A 19,195-nucleotide genomic window follows, 5' to 3' on the forward strand; every position below is an offset into this window, starting at 1 on the left:
CTTCGCGGGTTCATCCAAGGCACGGCAGCGGCTCCGCTGCCGCCCCTGCGATGATGCCCACGACGCCGGAAGGAATGGTCGACATGGCCGCGATGCCTGACGCCGCCCGCCCAACTCCCAATCTCCAGTCCAGCCAGTCCAGCCAGCCCTGCGCCGATCCGATCCTGGTGCCCGGCCGGACCTGCTGGCGGATGGAGACGGCGGACCGCGTGGCGGTGATCATCGACGCCGCCGCCTATTTCGCCCGGATCAAGGCGGCCATCCTCAATGCTCGCCACACGGTGATGCTGATCGGCTGGGATTTCGACACCCGGATCAAGCTGGAGCCCGACGATCCGATGCCGGGCGTGCCGAACGAGCTGGGCGATTTCCTGAGCTGGATCGTCCGGGTGCGGCCGGAGCTGACCATCAACGTGCTGAAATGGGATCTGGCGGTCCTGAAGATGCCGTTCCGCGGCGGGACGCCACTGGTGCTGCTCGACTGGATCAGCAGCCGGCGCCTGCGCTTCCGCCTGGATTCCGCCCATCCGCCCGGCGCCTGCCACCACCAGAAGATCGCCATCATCGACGATGCGCTGGCCTTCTGCGGCGGCATCGACATGACCACCGACCGCTGGGACACGCCCGACCACAGCGATGGCGATCCCCGGCGGGTGCGGCCGAACGGCGAGGCCTATGGTCCCTTCCATGACGTGACCACCGCCGTCGATGGCGCTGCGGCGCGGGCGCTGGGGGAGTTGGCGAGGGAGCGCTGGCACCGGGCGACCGGCGAGCTGCTGACCCCGCCGCCGGCGGTCCCGGCCTTCTGGCCCGAGGATCTGGAACCCGACTTCCGCGATCTTCCGGTCGCCATCGCCCGCACCGATCCGATGGCGGACCATGAGGGGACGCAGAAGACCGGCAAGCGCGGCGTGCGCGAGATCGAGGCGCTGTATCTGGCCGCCATCGCCGCAGCGCGCGATTTCATCTATCTGGAAAGCCAGTATTTCGCCTCGCAGAAGATCGTCGGCGCCATCATCGACCGGCTGTCGGAGCCCGACGGGCCCGAGGTGGTGGTGATCAATCCTGAACGCACGCCGGCCTGGATCGAGGAGGAGTCGATGGGCAGCGCCCGCTCGCTGCTGCTCCAGCGGCTGCACGAGGCCGTCGCCAACCCGCGCTTCCGCATTCTGGCGCCGGTGACCGAGGGCGGCGAGGGCATCTATGTCCATGCCAAGGTGCTGGTGGTCGACGACCGGCTGCTGCGGGTGGGGTCGTCCAACATCAACAACCGGTCCCAGGGGCTGGACACCGAATGCGACCTCGCCATCGAGTGCGCGCCGGGCGAACGGCCGGAGGTCTGCCGCTCCATCCGCTCGGTCCGCACCCGCCTGATGGCGGAGCATCTCGGCGTCTCCGTCGAGGATGTGGAGCGCACGGAGGAGGCGACCGGATCGCTGACCGCCACCATCGACCGGCTGGTCCGCCCGGCCGGGCGTTCGCTCCGCCCGCTGGAGCCGCAACCGCTGACCGAGACGGAACGCAAGCTGGTGGAGGAGCGGCTGCTCGACCCCGACCGTCCGGAGCCGATGGCGACCACCATCCTGCGCGGGGCGACGGTGTTCGGCGACGTGAACCGGACGGCATGGCGCATCGGCGCCGGGGTGGCCGCGGCGGCGGCGCTGGGGGTCGGACTGGCCCTTCTGGCCCGCCGGAACGGGCGCCGAAAAAAAATGCATGGAGAGTGAATTCTCTGCTTGCGGGCCGCGATCCATCCCGCTACATAAGCGCTCCCCGCGGCGCCCAACGCGGTGCGGGGAAAAGCGCTTGTGGCGGAATTGGTAGACGCGCTAGGTTCAGGTCCTAGTGGCTGAAAGGCCGTGGGGGTTCGAGTCCCTCCAAGCGCACCAACACTTCAAGTGTTGGTGTATGAGGTGCAGAAGTATAGTGGGGCCATAGCTCAGCTGGGAGAGCGCTACAATGGCATTGTAGAGGTCAGGAGTTCGATCCTCCTTGGCTCCACCACTTCTGAAGAGTTTGGGTAGGTTTAGGTCTTGTCTGTCGGGGTGATGCCTTGTATAAGGCGCCGCTCCTCAGCGCGGGTGTAGCTCAGTTGGTTAGAGCGCCGGCCTGTCACGCCGGAGGCCGCGGGTTCAAGTCCCGTCACTCGCGCCACTTTGCGGGCGTAGCTCAGGGGTAGAGCACAACCTTGCCAAGGTTGGGGTCGAGGGTTCGAATCCCTTCGCCCGCTCCATGACTGGAGCGACAGTTTTGGGTTCCCGTGGTCTCGTAGCTCAGCGGGAGAGCACTACGTTGACATCGTAGGGGTCACTGGTTCAATCCCAGTCGGGACCACCATTCTGAAGGCCGCCAACCGGAACGGGTTGGCGGCCTTCGCCGTTTCCGGGCCTCTTGCAGCACCTGTGCGATCCCCCGCCGGCCTGTCCGCTCCGCCCTCAAATCTCCGCCGGCGGCCTGACCGGGACCGGCCCGCCCGCAATGGGGGGAGGGGCCGGCAGCGACCGCAACGACGCCCGCGCCGCCTCGCGCATCGGGGCGAAGCCATCCTCCGGAAAGCGGCGGATCAGCGTCTGGTAGGACGCGCGCGCCACCTCCGGGCAGTTCAGGATGCGGAACCGGTCGCCCTGGCGCAGCAGGGCGGCGGCCTCGTCGGTCATCGGATGGCCGGCGATGGAGGAGGCGACTCCGTACCAGCGCCCATAGGCCGACCACAGCTCGCGCACGGCACTGCCGTCGCATCGGCCGGCGGTCAGCGCTTTTTCAAGGGCTTGGCGGTAATCGCTGTCGGGAGCCTGCGACACTTGCGCGCAGCCTCCGAGCGCAAACAGGCAAGCAGCGGCTGCGGCCGCCCCAAGGACGGACAGCGTCGTTCCGGACATGGAACCTCCTCAAACGCGGGTGCCCGGGGACCCTAGGACATCAGGGTTAAACCAGCGTTCATGTTTGTAAGCGTTGGTTTTCTGTTTCATCACCAACGTTAACCATAGGTGGCGGGTGAATTAATGGTTGTTTGCAGCGATCACTCGAAATTCGCATAGAGTTTCCAAGTAAAACCCCACATGAATAAAAATTTATCCAGTCTTTAGTCGAACGGAACCATTAAAACCACGTAAAACCAGGGTTGTGCCTATGTCTATCCGGGTAACCCAATCTGTTGACATGTTGCCTTTGGATAGGTTCTTTTGGAGCTGTGATAAGCATGTGACATCAGCGCAATTGCGTAAAAAACAATGCTTTATCTGCGCTTGCTCGACAATGGAGAATCCAATGCAGGCTTTGCTGATTGAGCCAGCCGATCTGATCGCCGACGCCATCGGCAAGCAACTCGCCCTGTGCAAGGTTAACCATGACCGCCTGGACCTGAATGGCCTGCGCGATCTGGTGGGCGGGCATGGCTCCGTCGACATCACGCACGACGCGATCATCATCGGCGATGTCGGCGACACCGAGGCCTGCGTCGCCATGCTGCGCGCCCGCAACGTGACCGCCGCGATCATCTGCCTGATCGAGCGCCGCTGCGCCAACACCACCGCCGGCATCCTGCGGGCCGGGGCCGACGACGTGCTGGTGAAGCCGGTCGTCAGCACCGAGATCCGTGCCCGGCTGGAGGCGATCCGCCGCCGCTCCTACGGGCTGACCAGCAACGCGGTGACGGTGGGCCGCCTGACCGTCTTCCTCGACGGCCGCGACCCGGAGGTGGACGGCGAACGCCTGCGCCTCAGCCAGCGCGAACATGCCATCCTGTCGGTGCTGGCGCTCAACCACCGCCGCGTGGTGTCGAAGGAGCACATCTACGAGGAGGTCTACGGCCTGTCCGGCTCCGACCCGCTCGACAAGGTGATCGACGTCTATATCTGCAAGCTGCGCAAGAAGATCGACACGGCGACCGGCGGCGGCCGCTACATCGAGACGGTCTATGGCCGCGGCTACAAGTTCGAGGCGCCGCCCGACCATGTCGCCCCCGACCGTGGCCAGCTGATGCTGGACCGCTGGTCGAACGCCGGCGCGCTGGCCGGAGCCCGCGTGCCCTTCATCCCGCCGGTTGTCCCCGGCAGCGCCGCCCGCGCCGTCGGGCGCTGACCGTCCGCTTCACGTCGTCTGCCCGCCCATAACCGAAAACACCGTCCGCCCCGAACGCCTCCGATTTTTTACCCCGGCTTAAACCGGCCCGGTCATCCTCTAATTCGCCGCTCGCGCCCCCGCACACCAGATCGGGAAGGCCGGCGTGAATGGCCCCGGCGTCAGAAAGGCGCCATGCATCTCGCGAATGGAGATACCCATGGCCTCGATTATGACGAACACCTCCGCCATGACCGCGCTGCAGACCCTGCGTCGCGTGACCGGGGATCTGGAGACCACGCAGGACCGCATCTCGACCGGCCTGAAGGTCAACAACGCCAAGGACAATGCCGCCTACTGGTCGATCGCCACGACCATGAAGGCCGACGTCGCCGGCTTCAAGGCGGTCAAGGAATCGCTGGAGCTGGGCTCCGGCACCACCAACACCGCGTCGGTGGCCTCCAAGAACATCGTCGAAAACCTCCAGACGCTGAAGGCCCGCGTCATTGCCGGCCAGACCAACGGCGTCGACAAGTCGCTGATCCAGAACGACGTCGACCAGCTGGTGAAGCTGATCAAGGGCGCCGCCGCCGACGCCTCCTTCAACGGCGACAACCTGCTGCGCGTCACCTACTCCAACGACGGCACGGCCAAGGACAAGAACGTCTCGATCCTCGCCTCGCTGAGCCGCAGCGACGGCAGCGTCGATCCGAGCTACATCGAATTCCAGCGCCAGGACATGCGCGTGGAATCCATCGTCGGCAAGGCCACCATCGAGCAGCAGGTCAACTCGACCAACGACCTGAAGGCGTCCGTCGGCATCAAGCTGGGCGCGCCGGACACCACCTTCATCGACGGCCAGAACCTGGGCCTCGGTGCCATGACGCTGACGGTCACCAAGGAGGACGGCAGCAAGGTCGACGTTTCGGTCGACCTGTCGGCGCAGACCTACGACACCGATCTGGCCACCACCCAGGGCAACTTGGTGACGGCCGTCAACGCTGCCTTGAACACCGCCGGCGCCGACTTCCAGGTCGCCTTCAACGGCGACACGCTGGAATTCACCGACCAGGACGTGAACGCCGACGGCAACTTCACCGCCCAGGTGTCCGGCCTGTGGGTCGGCTCGAAGGAAAGCGACGCCTTCGGCGGGCTCGCCGACCTGACCCAGATCGACGTGGTCAACAACTCGAAGAAGTCGCTTGAGGTCATCAACAAGCTGCTCGACAGCGCCATCGGCAAGGCGTCGGTCATCGGCTCCATCGAGAACCGCGTGTCGGTGCAGAACGACTTCGTGTCGAAGCTGACCAACTCGATGAACAAGGGCATCGGCGCCCTGGTCGATGCCGACATGAACGAGGAATCGAGCCGCCTGCAGGCCCTTCAGGTCCAGCAGCAGCTCGCCATCCAGGCTCTGTCCATCGCCAACCAGGGTCCGCAGAACATCCTGTCGCTGTTCCGCTAAGTCCCCTCGCGGGCGGCACCATCGTCCAATCCCCTGGACGATGGCGCCGCCCCGTCGGCCATGCCCGTTCATCCCGCCCGCCGCGGACCGGAGCGGGCATCGCCGACGGCCATCCGCGTCCGCCATCGAACCCACCGCAACCGGTCCGGCTTCCCGCCGCCAAGGACCCCACCGCAGGGGTGCGCCCATGAGCATCGCCGCCTACCACCAGACCATCGCCGAGTGCGACGATCCGCGAAAGATCGAGTACCGGGTGTTCCTGCGAATCACCCTGGCGCTGGAGAACAACCGCGACGCCGACTGGCGCTCCGCCGCACTGAAGGACGCGCTGTGGCGGAACCTGGAGCTGTGGAACACGCTCCGCGCCGACCTGCTGGAGGACGGCAATGCCCTGCCGGAGGGCTTGCGCGCCGGACTGGTCTCGCTCTCCTTCGCGGTGAACCGCAACACCCAGCGGGTCCTGCGCGGGGAGGGCGGCATCGACCTGCTGCTCCATATCAACCGCTCGGTGATGCAGGGCCTGCAAGGGGCGGTCCAGGGGGCGGCGCAAGCCGTTTCGCCCGCGCTGGAACTGGCGACGGAGGATTTGTCCTATGGCACTTAAGCTGCGCCTGAAGCCGTGCGAGCGCGTGGTCATCAACGGCTGCGTCGTGCAGAACGAGAACCGCCGCTACACCCTGACGATCTCCAACTTCGCCCAGATCATCCGCGGCAGCGACATCCTGCAGGAAGAGGATGCGGTGACCCCGGTGCGCCGCGCCTATTTCCTGATCCAGAGCATGCTGCTCGATCCCGAGATCGCCGCCAATGGCAGCGGTGCCGTGGCGGCGATGATGGCGCAGCTCTACACCGCCTTCGCCCGTCCCGACATGCAGGACCGCATCGCCCGCGCCATGGGCCATATCGGCGAGCGCGACTATTACAAGGCGCTGTCCGCCCTGCGCCCGGTGATGGAGTATGAGGGCACGCTGCTGGCGGCCCCGTCCCCGGCGTCTCCCTCCGCCCCCGCGGCCTCCTTCCAGGCGGACGGGATCGGCCATCACGCGGGAGGATGACGCCATGCCGACCCCCGTCACCGGCGTGACCGGCCCGTCCGGCGACCGCGCCACCACCACCAGCGCCGACATCATCGCCGAAGCGCGCCAGCGCCAGGCCGACCGGCTGCGCGCCGCCCAGGCCGAGACGGCCAAGCCGGTGGAGGCGGCCGAGCGCGCCCAGCAGACCACCGCCGCGAAAGCGGACACATCCGAGGCGGAGGCGAAGCACGCCGCCCGGCCCTACCGCGTCAACCTCGATCCCGACACGAGGCGGCTCTACACCGAGGTGCTCGACACCGCGACCGGGGAGGTCATCATGCGCATCCCCGCCGGCTATGGTGCCGAAACCGACGCGGCCGACGAGGGTCCCGTCCTTCCGCAGGGCGAGGGCGGCCGGGACGGGGAGGTCGAGGCATGACGACGCTCGTCGATCTGCGGATGGTCAGCAAGAACCACGACCGCTACGAACAGGCGGTGCGCAGCCGCCCGGCGGTGCAGCGCGCCATCGCCTATTTCCAGGACAACATCGGCAAGATCGCCAGCACCGAAGACTTCATGAAGGACGACAAGCTCTACCGCTTCGTCCTCGACGCCTTCGACCTCGGCAGCCAGGCCAAGTCGCGCGGCCTGATCCGCAAGGTTCTGGAAGAAGGGGTCAGCGACCAGTATTCCACCGCCAACCGGATGAGCGACACCAAGTTCCGCGAGATGGCGACCATCCTGGGCTTCGCCGAGAATGGCGGCGCCAACCTGAAGCAGCCGGCCGTCGTCCAGGCCATCGTCGACCGCTATGTCGCCGTGACGCTGGAGGTGGAATCGGAGGACAGGAACCCGGCGGTGCGGCTCGGCCTCTATTTCCAGCGGCGGTCGGCCAACATCACCAACTGGTATCAGGTCATGGCCGACAATGCCCTGCGCAAGGTGGTCTATACCACGCTGGGGCTGCCCGACCAAACGGCGCTGCTGGATGTCGACAAGCAGAAGGCGCTCCTGGAAAAGCGGATGGACATCGCCGACCTGAAGAGCCCGGACAAGGTCGCCAAGTTCCTCGACCGCTTCGCCGCGATGTACGACATGCAGAACGGCGGCGCCGCCGCCACCGCCGCCATGCCGTCCATCCGGCCGATCTCCCGCAGCGGACGGGCCTCGGTCATCTCCATCGATCCGTCCATCACCATGACGCTGATGAGGTTCCCGCGCTTCTGACAGGGCCGCGGGACTCGCCCGGGCGGGAGGAGTCCAGCCGTGCAGACGCCACCCGGCATTCAACAGGACCGCAGGTCCGGGGATCAACTGGACCGCAGGTCCGGCGACCAGCAGGACCGAAAGCCCCGCGACCGCATCCGTCCGCCCGCCACCACCGGCGCCGCCGCCGTGCCTCTGCGCGGTGCATCCGCCGAGGAGGATGATGACGGGCGCGACGCGCTGCACATCCTGCCGCTGTCGATCCTGCCGCTGGAAACGCCGGGGCTGCGCCGGGCGCGGCTGATCAAGAATGTCCGGCTGGAGACGGTGGCGGAGCTGTTCAACGACGCCCAGACCGGCAGCGGCCAGATCCGCATCGACCAGCTGTCGAAATGCTTCGGCATCGACGGCCCGGAATTCCGCCGCGACCTGCGCAAGATCGTGCAGATCGCCGAGGCCGCCAGCTTCGACGTCTACAGCCTGCGGCTGGAGCTGCGCCGCCTGAACATCGACGTGGAGGAGGCTGCGGCACTCCGCCTGTCGGCCGCCAAGCGGGCCGAGCTGACCAGCTACATGCGCGTCTTCACCCGGCCGCTGGTGGAGCATGTCTATGGCGTGCAGGGGGCGGACATCGCCAGCATGGACGAGCTTGTCCGCCTGTTCGCCCAGCCCGACGTGGAGGAGGCGCGGCGCCGCCTGCAACTGACCGCCGACCGGCTCGACATTCCGCTGGGGGAGATTCCGGCCTTCCTCGAGGACTATGCCGACATCTTCCTGTCGCTGGCCTATTTCAAGCGCTGCCTGGACGACATCGTGCCCGACGTGCAGGGCTTCCTCGGCTGGATGGCGGAGCTGTATCAGGTCAGCGAGGTGCGCCGCGACGCCCGCCAGGGCCGCATGCTGGACGACATCGGCCATGACCTGACCGACATCGCCACCTCGATCACCGGGCGCTTCGAGAGCTTCGACAACCGCTCCCGCGACTTCTGGCGCGACATCAACCCGGAAAGCTTCCGCAGCATCCGCGACCTGATCGTCACCCATCATCTGACCATCGGCGGGGTGCTGTGCGGGCTGGCGGTGAAGATGAATCTGTGGAAGCACCGCTTTTCGCGCGGCGGCGGCCCGGTGCGGCGGCTGGAGTTCATCCGCTCGGAAATCCTGCCGGGGCTCGCCCACATCAAGACCATCGAGCAGACCTCCCGCAACAACATGGGCTGGTGAGGGGGCGGCACAAATCTCGCTGCCGCACCCTTGTTTCGAGCGACGAACTCCACATCTAACCGAATGTCGGCGGTGACGCCGTCGCCCCAGTGCCTTTCCCAGTACGATCCCGCGTGACGGGGCCATTGCCCGGCCGGTGCTACAACTTCGGTGATCTTCCCTTGATCTAAGTTCCCCGGTTCGGCCCCCCGCTGCGGGCGTGCCGACGTTATCCTCTCCGATCCCGTGACGCGCAGGCTGCCGCGACCCTCCCCCGTGCCGCGGCGCCGCCGGTGGGATCGGAGAGGACCCCCTTTTCCCGATTTCCGAGCGCGGCATCCGCCAGGGATGCGCGCATGCCCCCGCGCATCCGGCGCCGGGGCGGCGACAAGGAACCCCATGGGTACGCATCAGAACACCGACTCCAAAACCATCGAAACCCACCGCTCGAATCTGGGCCGCGCTCTCGTCCTCCACCCGGTCCTGCGCGGCGTCGAGACCGCCCGCAGCCCCGAAGCCTCGCTGGAGGAGGCGGTCGGTCTTGCCGCGGCCATCGACCTCGACGTCGTGCAGGCCGCAATCGTCAAGGTCAACCAGCCGCGCCCGGCCACCCTGCTGGGCGGCGGCGCCATCGAGCAGCAGGCCAAGCTGATCGAAGAGGCGCGCGAGGCGGGCGAGCCCATCGACCTCGTCATCGTCGACCATCTGCTGACCCCGGTGCAGCAGCGCAATCTGGAACGGGCCTTCGGCGCCAAGGTCATCGACCGCACCGGTCTGATCCTGGAAATCTTCGGCGCCCGCGCCCGCACCCATGAAGGCCAGCTTCAGGTCGAGCTGGCGTCGCTGACCTACCAGAAGTCGCGGCTGGTGCGGTCCTGGACCCACCTTGAACGCCAGCGCGGCGGCTTCGGCTTCCTCGGCGGTCCCGGTGAATCGCAGCTCGAACTCGACCGCCGTCTGATCGGCAACCGCATCGTCAGGATCAAGCGGGAGCTGGACGACGTCCGCCGCACCCGCGGCCTGCACCGCAAGGCGCGCGCCAAGGTGCCCTATCCGGTGGTGGCGCTGGTCGGCTACACCAACGCCGGCAAGTCCACCCTGTTCAACCGGATGGCCGGCGCCGACGTGTTCGCCAAGGATCTGCTGTTCGCGACGCTGGATCCGACCATGCGGCAGGTGGTCCTGCCGTCGGGGCGCAAGGTGATCCTGTCCGACACGGTGGGTTTCATCTCCGACCTGCCGACCCATCTGGTCGCGGCCTTCCGCGCCACGCTGGAGGAGGTGCAGTCGGCCGACATCATCCTGCATGTCCGTGACATCGCCCATCCCGACACCGAAGCCCAGAAGGCCGACGTGGAGGCGATCCTGGCCGACCTCGGCATCGATCCGGAACGCGACCCGCGCGTGGTCGAGGTCTCCAACAAGATCGACCTGCTGGCCGGGGCGGAGCGTGACGCGGCGCTCGCCCGGGCCGGGCGGGAGGGCAACGCCTGTGCGCTGTCCGCCGCGACCGGCGAGCGTCTGGACACGCTGTTCCGCATCCTCGACGGGCGGATGACCGCCGGCCGCGAGCTGGTGGAACTGGATGTCGAGCATGGCGACGGGGCGACGCTCGCCTGGCTCTACGCCCATGGCGAGGTGGTCGACCGTCGCGACGACGACAGCCACGCCCATCTGCAGGTGGCCATCGAGCCGGCGACGCTGGCCCGTCTGGGCCATGCGGGGCAGGAGCGTGCCACAGCCTGACCGCGATTGCCGGATTTTGAAAAACAGGGGGCTGCCGGAAACGGTGGCCCCTTTTCTTATGACGCGCTCGAAGACCTGTCTGAATTGACGGGCCGGTTCGTCAATATAGGCTATGACCATCTTCATAAATGTACGGTGCTTTAAAGGATTTCCGCACCGATTTAAAAATCAGTTCCGCCGACTGTCCATAGTGCGGAGACTAAGATGTTTGACCGCGCTCCGCAAATATGTATGATCCGGCGCTCGATTTTGTGCGGACGCGCGATTCGCGTTGTGCGAGCAATATGCGCCCGGTTGCCGATTGCCGGCTTTTCTTACCGGGCCCGCAACATTCACTCAGCCGCTTCGTTGTGCCGTGAGCGTCTCGTCACGCTTGCGCTTGGGCGGGCTTGTTTCGGAGTGCCATCATGCAAGGAATCAACAAAACAGTCTCCTTCACTGCCGGAGGATTGATTCTGTTCTTCGTCGCGGTCGCGTCGCTGTTCACCGACTCCTTCGGCGCCCGGGTGTCGGCGGTCCAGGCGGCCATCGTCGGCAATTTCGGCTGGTTCTATGTTCTGAGCGTGGCGGGATTCCTGCTGTTCGCCCTCTGGCTTTTCATCAGCCCTTACAGCTCGGTCAAGCTGGGCAAGGACGACGACGAGCCGGAGTTCAGCTATCCGACATGGTTCGCCATGCTGTTCAGCGCCGGCATGGGCATCGGTCTGCTGTTCTATGGCGTGGCCGAGCCGATGCTCCATTTCTCCAATCCGCGCATCGGCGAGGGCGGAACCCCCGACGCCGCGCGCGAGGCGATGAATCTGGCTTTCCTGCATTGGGGCCTGCATGCCTGGGGCATCTACATCGTCGTCGGACTGGCGCTTGGCTATTTCGCCTATCGCCACGATCTGCCGCTGACCATCCGCTCGGCGCTCTACCCGCTGCTCGGCGACCGCATCCGCGGCTGGCCGGGCCACATCGTCGACATCACCGCAATCGTCGGCACGCTGTTCGGCATCGCCACCTCTCTCGGCCTCGGCGTCACCCAGATCAACGCGGGCTTCGCCTATCTCGGCCTGCTCAATGTCGGAACCACGCAGCAGATGGTGCTGCTCGTGGTCATCACCGCAATCGCCACGGCTTCCGCCGTCAGCGGCGTCGGCAAGGGCATCCGCCGCCTGAGCGAACTGAACATGCTTGGCGGGCTTCTGCTGCTGGCCTTCGTCTTCCTGCTCGGCCCGACGGTGTTCCTGCTGTCCACCCTGGTGGAGAACATCGGCCGCTATCTGTGGACGCTTCCCTACACCAGCTTCCGCACGCTGCCCTATTCCGGCGCGGAATGGCAGGCGAGCTGGACCATGTTCTACTGGGGCTGGTGGATTTCCTGGGCGCCCTTCGTCGGCATGTTCATCGCCCGCGTGTCGCGCGGCCGCACCATCCGCGAATTCATCGGCGGCGTGCTGTTCGCCCCGGTCGCCCTGACCTTCGTCTGGTTCACCGTGTTCGGCGAGACCGCCATCCATATGGAGATGTTCGACGGCGGCGGCATGGCCAAGGCGGTGGCCGACAGCGTGCCGACGGCGCTGTTCGTGATGCTGGACCGGCTGCCGCTGAGCATGATCACCTCCGCCCTCGGCACGCTGATGGTCGTTTGCTTCTTCGTCACCTCGGCCGATTCCGGCGCGCTGGTCATCGACATCATCGGTTCGGGCGGCGACCAGGATCCGCCCATCGCGACCCGCATCTTCTGGGCGGTGCTGTCGGGCGCCGTCGCTGCCGTCCTGCTTCTGGTCGGCGGGTTGCAAGCCCTGCAGACGGCGGCGGTGACAACCGCGTTGCCCTTCACCATCGTCATGGTGCTGATGTGCGTTAGCCTGGTGGTCAGCCTGCGCGAGGAGCGCAGCATCGCCCAGGACCGCCGCGCCGTCCGCGAGTCCCTGGCCCCTGGCGGGGCGGAGTCCGCGCCGGCGCTGCTGGAAGCCGGGGACGACTGGCGGCAGCGGCTCGGCGCGATGGTGGGCCGCCGCACGGCGGTGCAGGTCGCCATTCCCCCCGGCGGAGGCGCTGCCCGGCGGGAGGTGGCCCGCTTCATCGCCGAAACCGCCCAGCCGGCCCTGCGCGACGTGGCGGTCGAGCTGGAGCGGCTCGGCCGGCGGGTGGAGATCGAGACCTCGGCCTTCAGCGCCGGCCTGACCGTGCTGCGCAACGGGCAGGAGGAGTTCTCCTACACCATCCGCGCCCGCGCCTATCACCCGCTGACCTTCGCCTTCCCGGCGTGGGAGGACGATGCCGACCCCTGGCAGCGCCGGGTCGAGGTGATCCTGCGCGGCGGCCTGCACAAGCAGCTGCCCGCCGACCGCACCAGCCGCGAGGCGATCACGCGGGACGTCGTCCAGGAATACGGCAAATGGCTGGGGTGGTGAGCAGCGGTGGCGATCCGCCCGACCTATCCGCCTGATGGCGGTGGGCGGGACACCACGTAGGCGGCGGCTCCCATCATGACCAACCCGGTGCCGGCGAGCACCGGGTAGCCGGGGGAGGACAGGGCCAGGACGGCGAAGCTGGACGACATGCCCCCGACCGCCATGAGTTTCGCCTTCACCGGAATGGCGCCGCGGTCCTGCCACTCGCGGATGGCGCGGCCGAACCGCGGGTCGTTGCGCATCCGCTCGCGCAGTTCGGGATTGCCGCGGGCATAGGCCCAGCCGGCGACCAGCAGGAAGGGGACGGTGGGCAGGATCGGCAGGAAGGCCCCGGCGGTGGCCAACCCGACCGCGCCATGGCCGACCAGCAGCCACAGCCGCCGCCGTCCCTTGCCCATGCCCTGTTCCAGGCCGCTATCCGCATCCATCGTCCGACCGCCCGCTTTCGTGTCTCCCGGCTCCGGTTCATTGAACCGCGCCCGGCGGCACCGCGCAAGCTGGGGCTGGTCACGACGCCGTGCGCACCATCCCCGGCGTGCCGGCCTTGGCCGTCGCCTCCAGGCTGTAGAGCTTCGCCAGCAGCTGCGGCGCCGGCTGTTCGGCCGACGGCGCGGCGACCGCCGCCGCTTCCGTCGTCGGTGCGGATTTGCGGCGCAAGGCCTCCGCCAGCGATTGGGGGGAGGGCAGGGTGGGGTCGCCGCCGCTGCCGCCGCCCATCCAGGGCAACTGCCCTACCGGCGGCTGTTCCGCCACGGCGGTCTCCGTCCCCTCCTCCAGCAGGCTGCCGATATGGCCCAGCACGCTGTCGCCGGTGACCTCCTCGAAGGCGACCATGGCGGCGCTGCCGATCAGGCCGGGCAGGCCGCCGAACAGGAAGCCGCCGGCCAGCCGGGCGGGGATCGAGATGCTCTCGCCCGTCGCCTCGCGGTAGACCGACGACACCACCGGCAATTGCTGGAGCGGGTTGACCACGTCGAGCAGATCGTCGAAGCCGACGCTCATCCTGTCGGCCAGCGTCTCCTCCGGCTCGGCGGAGGCCTTGCGCTGGGCGGTCGGCGGTGTCACGGCCTGGGCGGCCAGTCTTGTATTGACGCTCATGCGTGGTCTCCGATGGCGGCGAGCAGCGACTCCAGCCGGGCGAAGCTGTCGGCGGAGGGGGAGGGGTCGTCCTTGCCCTGGCGCAGGAAATCCTCCAGCCGGGGGTGCAGATCGATGGCGGCGTCGGTTTCCGGATCGGTGCCGCGCTTGTAGGCGCCGAGCCGGATCATCTCCTTCATGCCGTCATAGCCGGCGGCCAGCGCGCGGGCGCGGCCGACGATGCGGTTCTCCCGCGCGTCGTGGCAGCCGGGCAGGCTGCGCGACACGCTGCGCAACAGATTGACGGCGGGATAGCGTCCCTGCTCGGCGATCTTGCGGTCGAGCACCAGATGGCCGTCGAGGATGCCGCGCACCGCGTCGGCAATCGGTTCGTCATGGTCGTCGCCATCGACCAGAACGGTGAAGATGGCGGTGATGTCGCCCTCTCCACCGCTTTCGGGCCCGGGCCCGGCCCGTTCCAGCAGGCGGGGCAGTTCGGCGAAGACGCTGGGCGGATAGCTCTTGGCGGTCGGCGGCTCGCCGGCGGCCAGCCCGATCTCGCGCTGGGCCATGGCGAAGCGGGTGACGCTGTCCATCAGGCACAGCACATGTTTGCCCTGGTCCCTCATCTCCTCCGCCACCGTCATGGTCAGCAGCGCCGCCTGCCGGCGCATCAGCGGCGGCTCGTCCGAGGTGGCGACGATGACGACCGAGCGGGCCAGCCCCTCCGGCCCCAGATCGTCCTGGATGAATTCGCGCACCTCGCGCCCGCGCTCGCCGATCAGGCCGATGACGATGGCGTCGGCCTCGGCATGACGGGCGACCATCGCCAACAGCGTCGATTTGCCGACGCCCGACCCGGCGAAGACGCCCAGCCGCTGGCCGCGGCAGAGCGGCACGAAGCTGTCGATCACCCGGATGCCGCTGTCCAGCCGCCTGCCCACCCGGCGGCGGGCGCAGGCGGCCGGCGGCGGCTGGCGCAAGCTGCGCGGATGCTCGCCGTTCGCCAGCGGACCCTTGCCGTCGATCGGCTCGCCCAGCGCGTTCACCACCCGGCCGAGCCAGCCGGGGCCGGGCCGGAGCGTGAAGGCGGTGTCGTCGGTGACGGCGGCGCAGCCCTCCGCCACGCCGTCGAGGCTGTCGAAGGCCATCAGCAGTGAGCGGCCGTTGCGGAAGCCGATGGTCTCGCACAGCACCCGGCCGCCGCGGACGGTCTCCGCATGGCATTTGTCGCCGACCGACAGCACGCGCTGCAACCCGTCTACCTCCAGCGTCATGCCGGCGGCCGAGCGGATTTCCCCGCGCCACCGGCGGGTCGGCAGCCGGTCGAATTCCGCCGCCAGGGTGGCGAGTGCCCGCATCGGTTCTGTCTCCACCATGTCCATCGATGGCATGAGCCTAGAGCAGCGAATTTAAATCCGGTTTTAAACGGGCGCGGTCATCGTCCGGCACAGTGTTCCGGCAAGTTGTGATGGACCGAGGTCGCAATGGATTTGGGTAAAATTGGTTTCTTTCAGCTTGCCGGCACGCGGCTGGACTATCTGGCGCAGCGACAGAAGCTGGTCGCCGAGAATGTGGTGAACGCCAACACGCCCGACTACCAGGCGCGCGACCTGAAACCCTTCGACAGCGTGATGGACGGCATCCGCCCGGTGGAGACCGCCCGCACCTCCGGCCTGCATCTGGCGAGCACCCGCTCCACCGCCGGCTTCCGCGAGGAGGGCAGGGCCGCCCTGTGGGAATCGACGCCCAGCGGCAACGCGGTGTCGCTGGAGCAGGAGATGATCAAGGGCAGCGAGACCCGCGACGCCTTCGCGCTGACCACCAGCCTGTTCCAGCGCAATGTGCAGATGCTGCGCATGGCCTGGAAGAACGGTTGAAGAGCTTAGGACGGAGACGACCCGATGATGAACGATGTCCTCGGAGCCACGCTGAAGATTGCCGGTGCCGGCCTCCAGGCGCAATCGACCCGCCTGCGCGTGGTGGCGGAGAATCTCGCCAACGCCGACAGCACCGCCACCGCCAGGGGCGGCGATCCCTACCGCCGCAAGACGGTGTCCTTCGACAGCGTGATGGACCGCGGCGTCGGGGCGGAGCTGGTGCAGGTCAAGCAGATCGGCCGCGACCGCAGCGACTTCCAGCTCGCTTACGACCCCTCGCACCCGGCGGCCGACGACAAGGGCTACGTCAAGAAGCCCAACGTCCAGCCGCTGGTCGAGATGATGGACATGCGCGAGGCCGGCCGCGCCTTCGAGGCCAGCATGAACGTCATCGAACAATCGCGCGCGATGATGACCCGCGTCGTCGACCTGCTGCGCAGCTGAGGAGCCGTTCCATGATCGAGATGTCCGTCGGCCGCGTCGCCGCCGCCTACGCCGCCAACCGCAGCCCCATCGCCAGCGGCGTCGCCGAGGCGCAGACGGCGGCCTCGCCGCTGTCGGCGGCCAGCCAGACCGACGCGGTCGCCGCCGGCGCCGAGAGCGATTTCGGCGGCTTCCTCGACAAGTCGATCTCCCAGGCGGTCGACACGCTGAAGGAGAGCGAGCGCGTGTCGCTCGCCGCCGTGTCGGGCAAGGCCAGCGCGCAGGACGTGGTGCGCTCGGTGCTGGCCGCCGAGATGACGGTGCAGAGCGTCGTCGCCATCCGCGACAAGATGGTCCAGGCCTATCAGGAGATCATGCGCATCGCGGTGTGAGCGGGTGCGTCAGCCCACCGGGAAGAATCCCCTCTCCCCCGGGGAGAGGGTTAGGGTGAGGGGGACGCACCGCGTGGCTTCCCGAGAATCCTCGCCTTGCATCCCCCTCACCCCGGCCCTCTCCCCGGGGGGAGAGGGGGATTTTCCGCTCCATAGGAAAACCAAGGATCCCCCTATGAACCAGGCCGACGTGCTGGAGGTGCTGCGCAGCGGCATCTGGACGACCCTGCTGATCGCCGCCCCGCCGCTGCTCGTCGCGGTGGTGGTCGGCGTGTCGATCTCACTGGTGCAGGCGTTGACCCAGGTGCAGGAGATGACGCTGACCTTCGTGCCGAAGATCGTCGCGATCCTGGTGGTGACGGTGCTGGCGCTGCCCTTCATGTACGGCGCGCTCGCCACCTACGCCGACCGGCTGAGCGACCTGATCGTCGCCATCGACTGACGGCGCCGGCGGATGCGGTCCCCCCTGTTGCGAGCGGCCGTGCTCCCCCTTCTCGGGCTGCTCGTGAGCCCGGCCGGCGGTGCGGCGGCGCCGCCGGCCAACCTCTCGCAGATCGGGGTGTGGAGCACCGCCCTCTACGCGCCGCCCAAACAGCCCGCCCCCCAAGCGCCGGCCAAGGCCCTGCCGCCGGAAGCGCAATGCATCGCCGCTATCCTCGATGCGGAGAAGGCGGCGGGCATCGCCGACCATCTGCTGCTGGCGATGGGCTTCACCGAGTCCGGCCGGCGGACGGAGGACCGGCTCTTCACCGCCTGGCCCTGGACGGTCAACACCGAGGGGCGCTCCCATTACTTCCCGACGCGCGACGCGGCGATATCCTTCGTGCGCGAGACCCAGGCGCGCGGCGTCCAGTCCATCGACGTCGGCTGCCTGCAAGTGAATCTGCGCTGGCACCCCGACGCCTTTCCCGACCTCGTCACCGCCTTCGATCCGGTCGCCAATGCCCGCTATGCCGCGTCCTTCCTGTCGGCGCTGCGGCGCGACCACGGCTCGCTGGAAACCGCCATCGCCCGCTACCACTCCGCCCAGTCCGAGCGCGGCGAGGCCTATCGCCAGCGGGTGACCGGCAATCTGCGCTGGGTCGCCGGGGCGCTCGGCTATCTGGAGACGCTGGCCGCCGGCCCCGGCGGCTCCGCCCAGGTCTGGACCGCCGCGGAGCGCGGGCGCTTGAGCTTCCTGTCCGGCCTGTTCGCCGATGGCCCGGCCCGCCCGCTGCTGCCGGCCGGGCAGAACTGAAACCGGGTCACTGCGGGAAATGCTCGACATGGCATTCCGCGGTCCGGCCGTAATAGACCACCCGCCGGCCGGAGAAGGACACCATGTAGCCGGCGCATCCGGCCGCCTTCACCGCCTCGCAGAAGCCGCGATAGCTGTAGCCCGCCGCGTTGGTCTGCGCCGCCCGCACCGCCGCCTCGACCGCGTCCGCCCGGAAGGTCGCGGCGACCGGTGTCGGCGTCGCGATGACCGGCAACTCCACGCTGTCGCCGTCCGGCAGGTAATAGGTGCTGATCCCGCGGCGGTAATCGACGGCATAGCCCTCGAACCCGGCGTCGATCAGCACGGCGACGATGGACGGGAAGTTCATCGTGCCGTCATGCGACGCGGCGAGGCAGGTCTGGGCAATCGTCTTCTGCTGCGCGTTCATCGGCGCTTCTCCTTCATCAGGGTCGGTGGGGGAGAGGGGATCAGCCGGTTGGGCTGCTTTTCAGCCCATGCGCCGCGGCGATCTTCCTCAAAATCCGGTCGAGCTGCGCGCGTTCCTCCGCCGTCAGGCAGGCGAAGGCCGCCTCGTCGTTCTCGTCCGCCAAGCGGGCCAGATCCGGCACCAGCAGGCGTCCCGCGTCCGACAGCGCCAGCACATGGGCGCGGCCGTCGGCCGGGTCGTCGTCGCGGGTGACCAGGGCCTTGGCGACCAGCCGGTCGGCCAGCTTGCTGATGGCGCCGCGGGTCATGCCCATCCGTCCGGCGAGCCGGTTGGGGGCCAGAGGACCGGCGTCCTGCAACTCCCTCATCATGACCCACTCGGCCACCGTCACGTCCTTGCCCTCCAGCCGGCGGGCGAAGGCGAAGGACACATGGTTGGACACCATGCGCATCCAGTAGCCGAGATGGTCGGTCAGCCGGGAAACCCCGCCGCTGGCGTTCATGGAAGGCCGCTCCGTTTGTTGACTAGGAAACTACCGCGCAGTTTGTTTCCTAGTCAACCACTTTCCCGTTCCGACCCCGCATCGGGCCCCGCCCTTAAATCCCGGTTTTACCGCACCCCCCTATCGTTGCCGGAACGCCTCCTTTCAAACAAACCCGCCCCTTCACAAACCCATCAGG

At 67.8% G+C, this 19,195-nt stretch carries 21 protein-coding genes and 5 tRNA genes; 20 read left to right on the plus strand and 6 right to left on the minus strand.

What is annotated here, in order from left to right; translation table 11 throughout:
* Nucleotides 1–83 precede the first annotated feature (83 nt).
* From ACWPN8_RS00320 to ACWPN8_RS00345, 6 genes are all read left to right on the plus strand, one after another.
* Entirely contained in the window at nucleotides 84–1,727 is a 1,644-nt protein-coding gene (locus ACWPN8_RS00320) for a phospholipase D-like domain-containing protein (RefSeq protein WP_492239514.1), read from the plus strand.
* 75 nt (nucleotides 1,728–1,802) lie between these two features.
* A tRNA-Leu gene (locus ACWPN8_RS00325) sits at nucleotides 1,803–1,889 on the plus strand.
* Nucleotides 1,890–1,928: 39 nt separating this feature from the next.
* A tRNA-Ala gene (locus ACWPN8_RS00330) sits at nucleotides 1,929–2,004 on the plus strand.
* 73 nt (nucleotides 2,005–2,077) lie between these two features.
* Nucleotides 2,078–2,154, plus strand: a tRNA-Asp gene (locus tag ACWPN8_RS00335).
* A 4-nt stretch (nucleotides 2,155–2,158) separates the two neighbouring features.
* A tRNA-Gly gene (locus ACWPN8_RS00340) sits at nucleotides 2,159–2,233 on the plus strand.
* 29 nt (nucleotides 2,234–2,262) lie between these two features.
* A tRNA-Val gene (locus ACWPN8_RS00345) sits at nucleotides 2,263–2,337 on the plus strand.
* A gap of 98 nt (nucleotides 2,338–2,435) precedes the next feature.
* Here the strand turns inward: ACWPN8_RS00345 and ACWPN8_RS00350 are convergent.
* Nucleotides 2,436–2,801, minus strand: a complete 366-nt coding sequence (locus tag ACWPN8_RS00350) for a hypothetical protein (RefSeq protein ID WP_492239515.1) — start codon at nucleotides 2,799–2,801, stop codon at nucleotides 2,436–2,438.
* Between the two features lie 466 nt (nucleotides 2,802–3,267).
* Between ACWPN8_RS00350 and ACWPN8_RS00355 the strand changes: the two genes are divergently transcribed.
* From ACWPN8_RS00355 to ACWPN8_RS00395, 9 genes are all read left to right on the plus strand, one after another.
* A complete protein-coding gene (locus tag ACWPN8_RS00355) occupies nucleotides 3,268–4,080 on the plus strand; it encodes a winged helix-turn-helix domain-containing protein (RefSeq protein ID WP_492239516.1) in 813 nt (270 codons plus the stop codon).
* Nucleotides 4,081–4,279: 199 nt separating this feature from the next.
* Nucleotides 4,280–5,524 (plus strand): flagellin N-terminal helical domain-containing protein, encoded by a 1,245-nt coding sequence (locus ACWPN8_RS00360; RefSeq protein ID WP_492239517.1) that lies wholly within the window; start codon nucleotides 4,280–4,282, stop codon nucleotides 5,522–5,524.
* A gap of 187 nt (nucleotides 5,525–5,711) precedes the next feature.
* Entirely contained in the window at nucleotides 5,712–6,128 is a 417-nt protein-coding gene (locus tag ACWPN8_RS00365) for a flagellar biosynthesis regulator FlaF (protein WP_109451012.1), read from the plus strand.
* Nucleotides 6,118–6,579 (plus strand): flagellar biosynthesis repressor FlbT, encoded by a 462-nt coding sequence (locus ACWPN8_RS00370; RefSeq protein ID WP_492239518.1) that lies wholly within the window; start codon nucleotides 6,118–6,120, stop codon nucleotides 6,577–6,579. The genes ACWPN8_RS00365 and ACWPN8_RS00370 overlap by 11 nt, the downstream gene beginning before the upstream one ends.
* Before the next feature lie 4 nt (nucleotides 6,580–6,583).
* Nucleotides 6,584–6,979 (plus strand): flagellar protein FlaG, encoded by a 396-nt coding sequence (locus ACWPN8_RS00375; RefSeq protein ID WP_492239519.1) that lies wholly within the window; start codon nucleotides 6,584–6,586, stop codon nucleotides 6,977–6,979.
* Nucleotides 6,976–7,767, plus strand: coding sequence for a DUF1217 domain-containing protein (locus tag ACWPN8_RS00380; RefSeq protein WP_492239520.1), 792 nt, complete (start codon nucleotides 6,976–6,978; stop codon nucleotides 7,765–7,767). Before ACWPN8_RS00375 ends, ACWPN8_RS00380 begins: the two co-directional genes overlap by 4 nt.
* A 39-nt stretch (nucleotides 7,768–7,806) precedes the next feature.
* On the plus strand, nucleotides 7,807–8,970 hold the full coding sequence (locus tag ACWPN8_RS00385) for a hypothetical protein (RefSeq protein WP_492239521.1): 1,164 nt from the start codon (nucleotides 7,807–7,809) through the stop codon (nucleotides 8,968–8,970).
* A 378-nt stretch (nucleotides 8,971–9,348) separates the two neighbouring features.
* Nucleotides 9,349–10,695 (plus strand): GTPase HflX, encoded by a 1,347-nt coding sequence (gene hflX / locus ACWPN8_RS00390; RefSeq protein ID WP_492239522.1) that lies wholly within the window; start codon nucleotides 9,349–9,351, stop codon nucleotides 10,693–10,695.
* Between the two features lie 407 nt (nucleotides 10,696–11,102).
* Nucleotides 11,103–13,097 (plus strand): BCCT family transporter, encoded by a 1,995-nt coding sequence (locus ACWPN8_RS00395; RefSeq protein WP_492239523.1) that lies wholly within the window; start codon nucleotides 11,103–11,105, stop codon nucleotides 13,095–13,097.
* Nucleotides 13,098–13,120: 23 nt separating this feature from the next.
* Here the strand turns inward: ACWPN8_RS00395 and ACWPN8_RS00400 are convergent, their stop codons facing one another.
* The 3 genes from ACWPN8_RS00400 to fliI form a co-directional block, all read right to left on the minus strand.
* The gene (locus ACWPN8_RS00400; protein WP_109451022.1) at nucleotides 13,121–13,525 is read right to left on the minus strand and encodes a YbaN family protein; all 405 of its coding nucleotides are present in this window, start codon (nucleotides 13,523–13,525) and stop codon (nucleotides 13,121–13,123) included.
* Between the two features lie 79 nt (nucleotides 13,526–13,604).
* Nucleotides 13,605–14,195: a hypothetical protein gene (locus ACWPN8_RS00405; protein ID WP_492239524.1), complete on the minus strand. Its 591-nt coding sequence runs from the start codon at nucleotides 14,193–14,195 to the stop codon at nucleotides 13,605–13,607.
* A complete protein-coding gene (gene fliI / locus ACWPN8_RS00410) occupies nucleotides 14,192–15,535 on the minus strand; it encodes a flagellar protein export ATPase FliI (RefSeq protein ID WP_492239525.1) in 1,344 nt (447 codons plus the stop codon). The genes ACWPN8_RS00405 and fliI overlap by 4 nt, the downstream gene beginning before the upstream one ends.
* A gap of 126 nt (nucleotides 15,536–15,661) precedes the next feature.
* Here fliI and ACWPN8_RS00415 point away from each other — a divergent pair, with 126 nt between their 5' ends.
* The 5 genes from ACWPN8_RS00415 to ACWPN8_RS00435 all read left to right on the plus strand — a co-directional run bounded on the left by ACWPN8_RS00415 (nucleotide 15,662) and on the right by ACWPN8_RS00435 (nucleotide 18,106).
* On the plus strand, nucleotides 15,662–16,054 hold the full coding sequence (locus ACWPN8_RS00415; protein WP_098735359.1) for a flagellar biosynthesis protein FlgG: 393 nt from the start codon (nucleotides 15,662–15,664) through the stop codon (nucleotides 16,052–16,054).
* 24 nt (nucleotides 16,055–16,078) lie between these two features.
* Nucleotides 16,079–16,498, plus strand: coding sequence for a flagellar basal body rod protein FlgC (gene flgC, locus ACWPN8_RS00420; RefSeq protein ID WP_109049423.1), 420 nt, complete (start codon nucleotides 16,079–16,081; stop codon nucleotides 16,496–16,498).
* Nucleotides 16,499–16,509: 11 nt separating this feature from the next.
* On the plus strand, nucleotides 16,510–16,869 hold the full coding sequence (gene fliE / locus ACWPN8_RS00425; RefSeq protein WP_492239526.1) for a flagellar hook-basal body complex protein FliE: 360 nt from the start codon (nucleotides 16,510–16,512) through the stop codon (nucleotides 16,867–16,869).
* Nucleotides 16,870–17,044: 175 nt separating this feature from the next.
* A complete protein-coding gene (gene fliQ / locus ACWPN8_RS00430) occupies nucleotides 17,045–17,311 on the plus strand; it encodes a flagellar biosynthesis protein FliQ (RefSeq protein ID WP_492239527.1) in 267 nt (88 codons plus the stop codon).
* Nucleotides 17,312–17,350: 39 nt separating this feature from the next.
* Nucleotides 17,351–18,106: a lysozyme family protein gene (locus ACWPN8_RS00435; protein ID WP_247873129.1), complete on the plus strand. Its 756-nt coding sequence runs from the start codon at nucleotides 17,351–17,353 to the stop codon at nucleotides 18,104–18,106.
* A 7-nt stretch (nucleotides 18,107–18,113) separates the two neighbouring features.
* Here the strand turns inward: ACWPN8_RS00435 and ACWPN8_RS00440 are convergent, their stop codons facing one another.
* Nucleotides 18,114–18,515, minus strand: coding sequence for a DUF1398 domain-containing protein (locus tag ACWPN8_RS00440; protein ID WP_492239528.1), 402 nt, complete (start codon nucleotides 18,513–18,515; stop codon nucleotides 18,114–18,116).
* Nucleotides 18,516–18,555: 40 nt separating this feature from the next.
* On the minus strand, nucleotides 18,556–19,017 hold the full coding sequence (locus ACWPN8_RS00445; protein WP_492239529.1) for a MarR family winged helix-turn-helix transcriptional regulator: 462 nt from the start codon (nucleotides 19,015–19,017) through the stop codon (nucleotides 18,556–18,558).
* Nucleotides 19,018–19,195 lie beyond the last annotated feature (178 nt).

Source organism: Azospirillum sp. UENF 112521 (assembly GCF_058780665.1).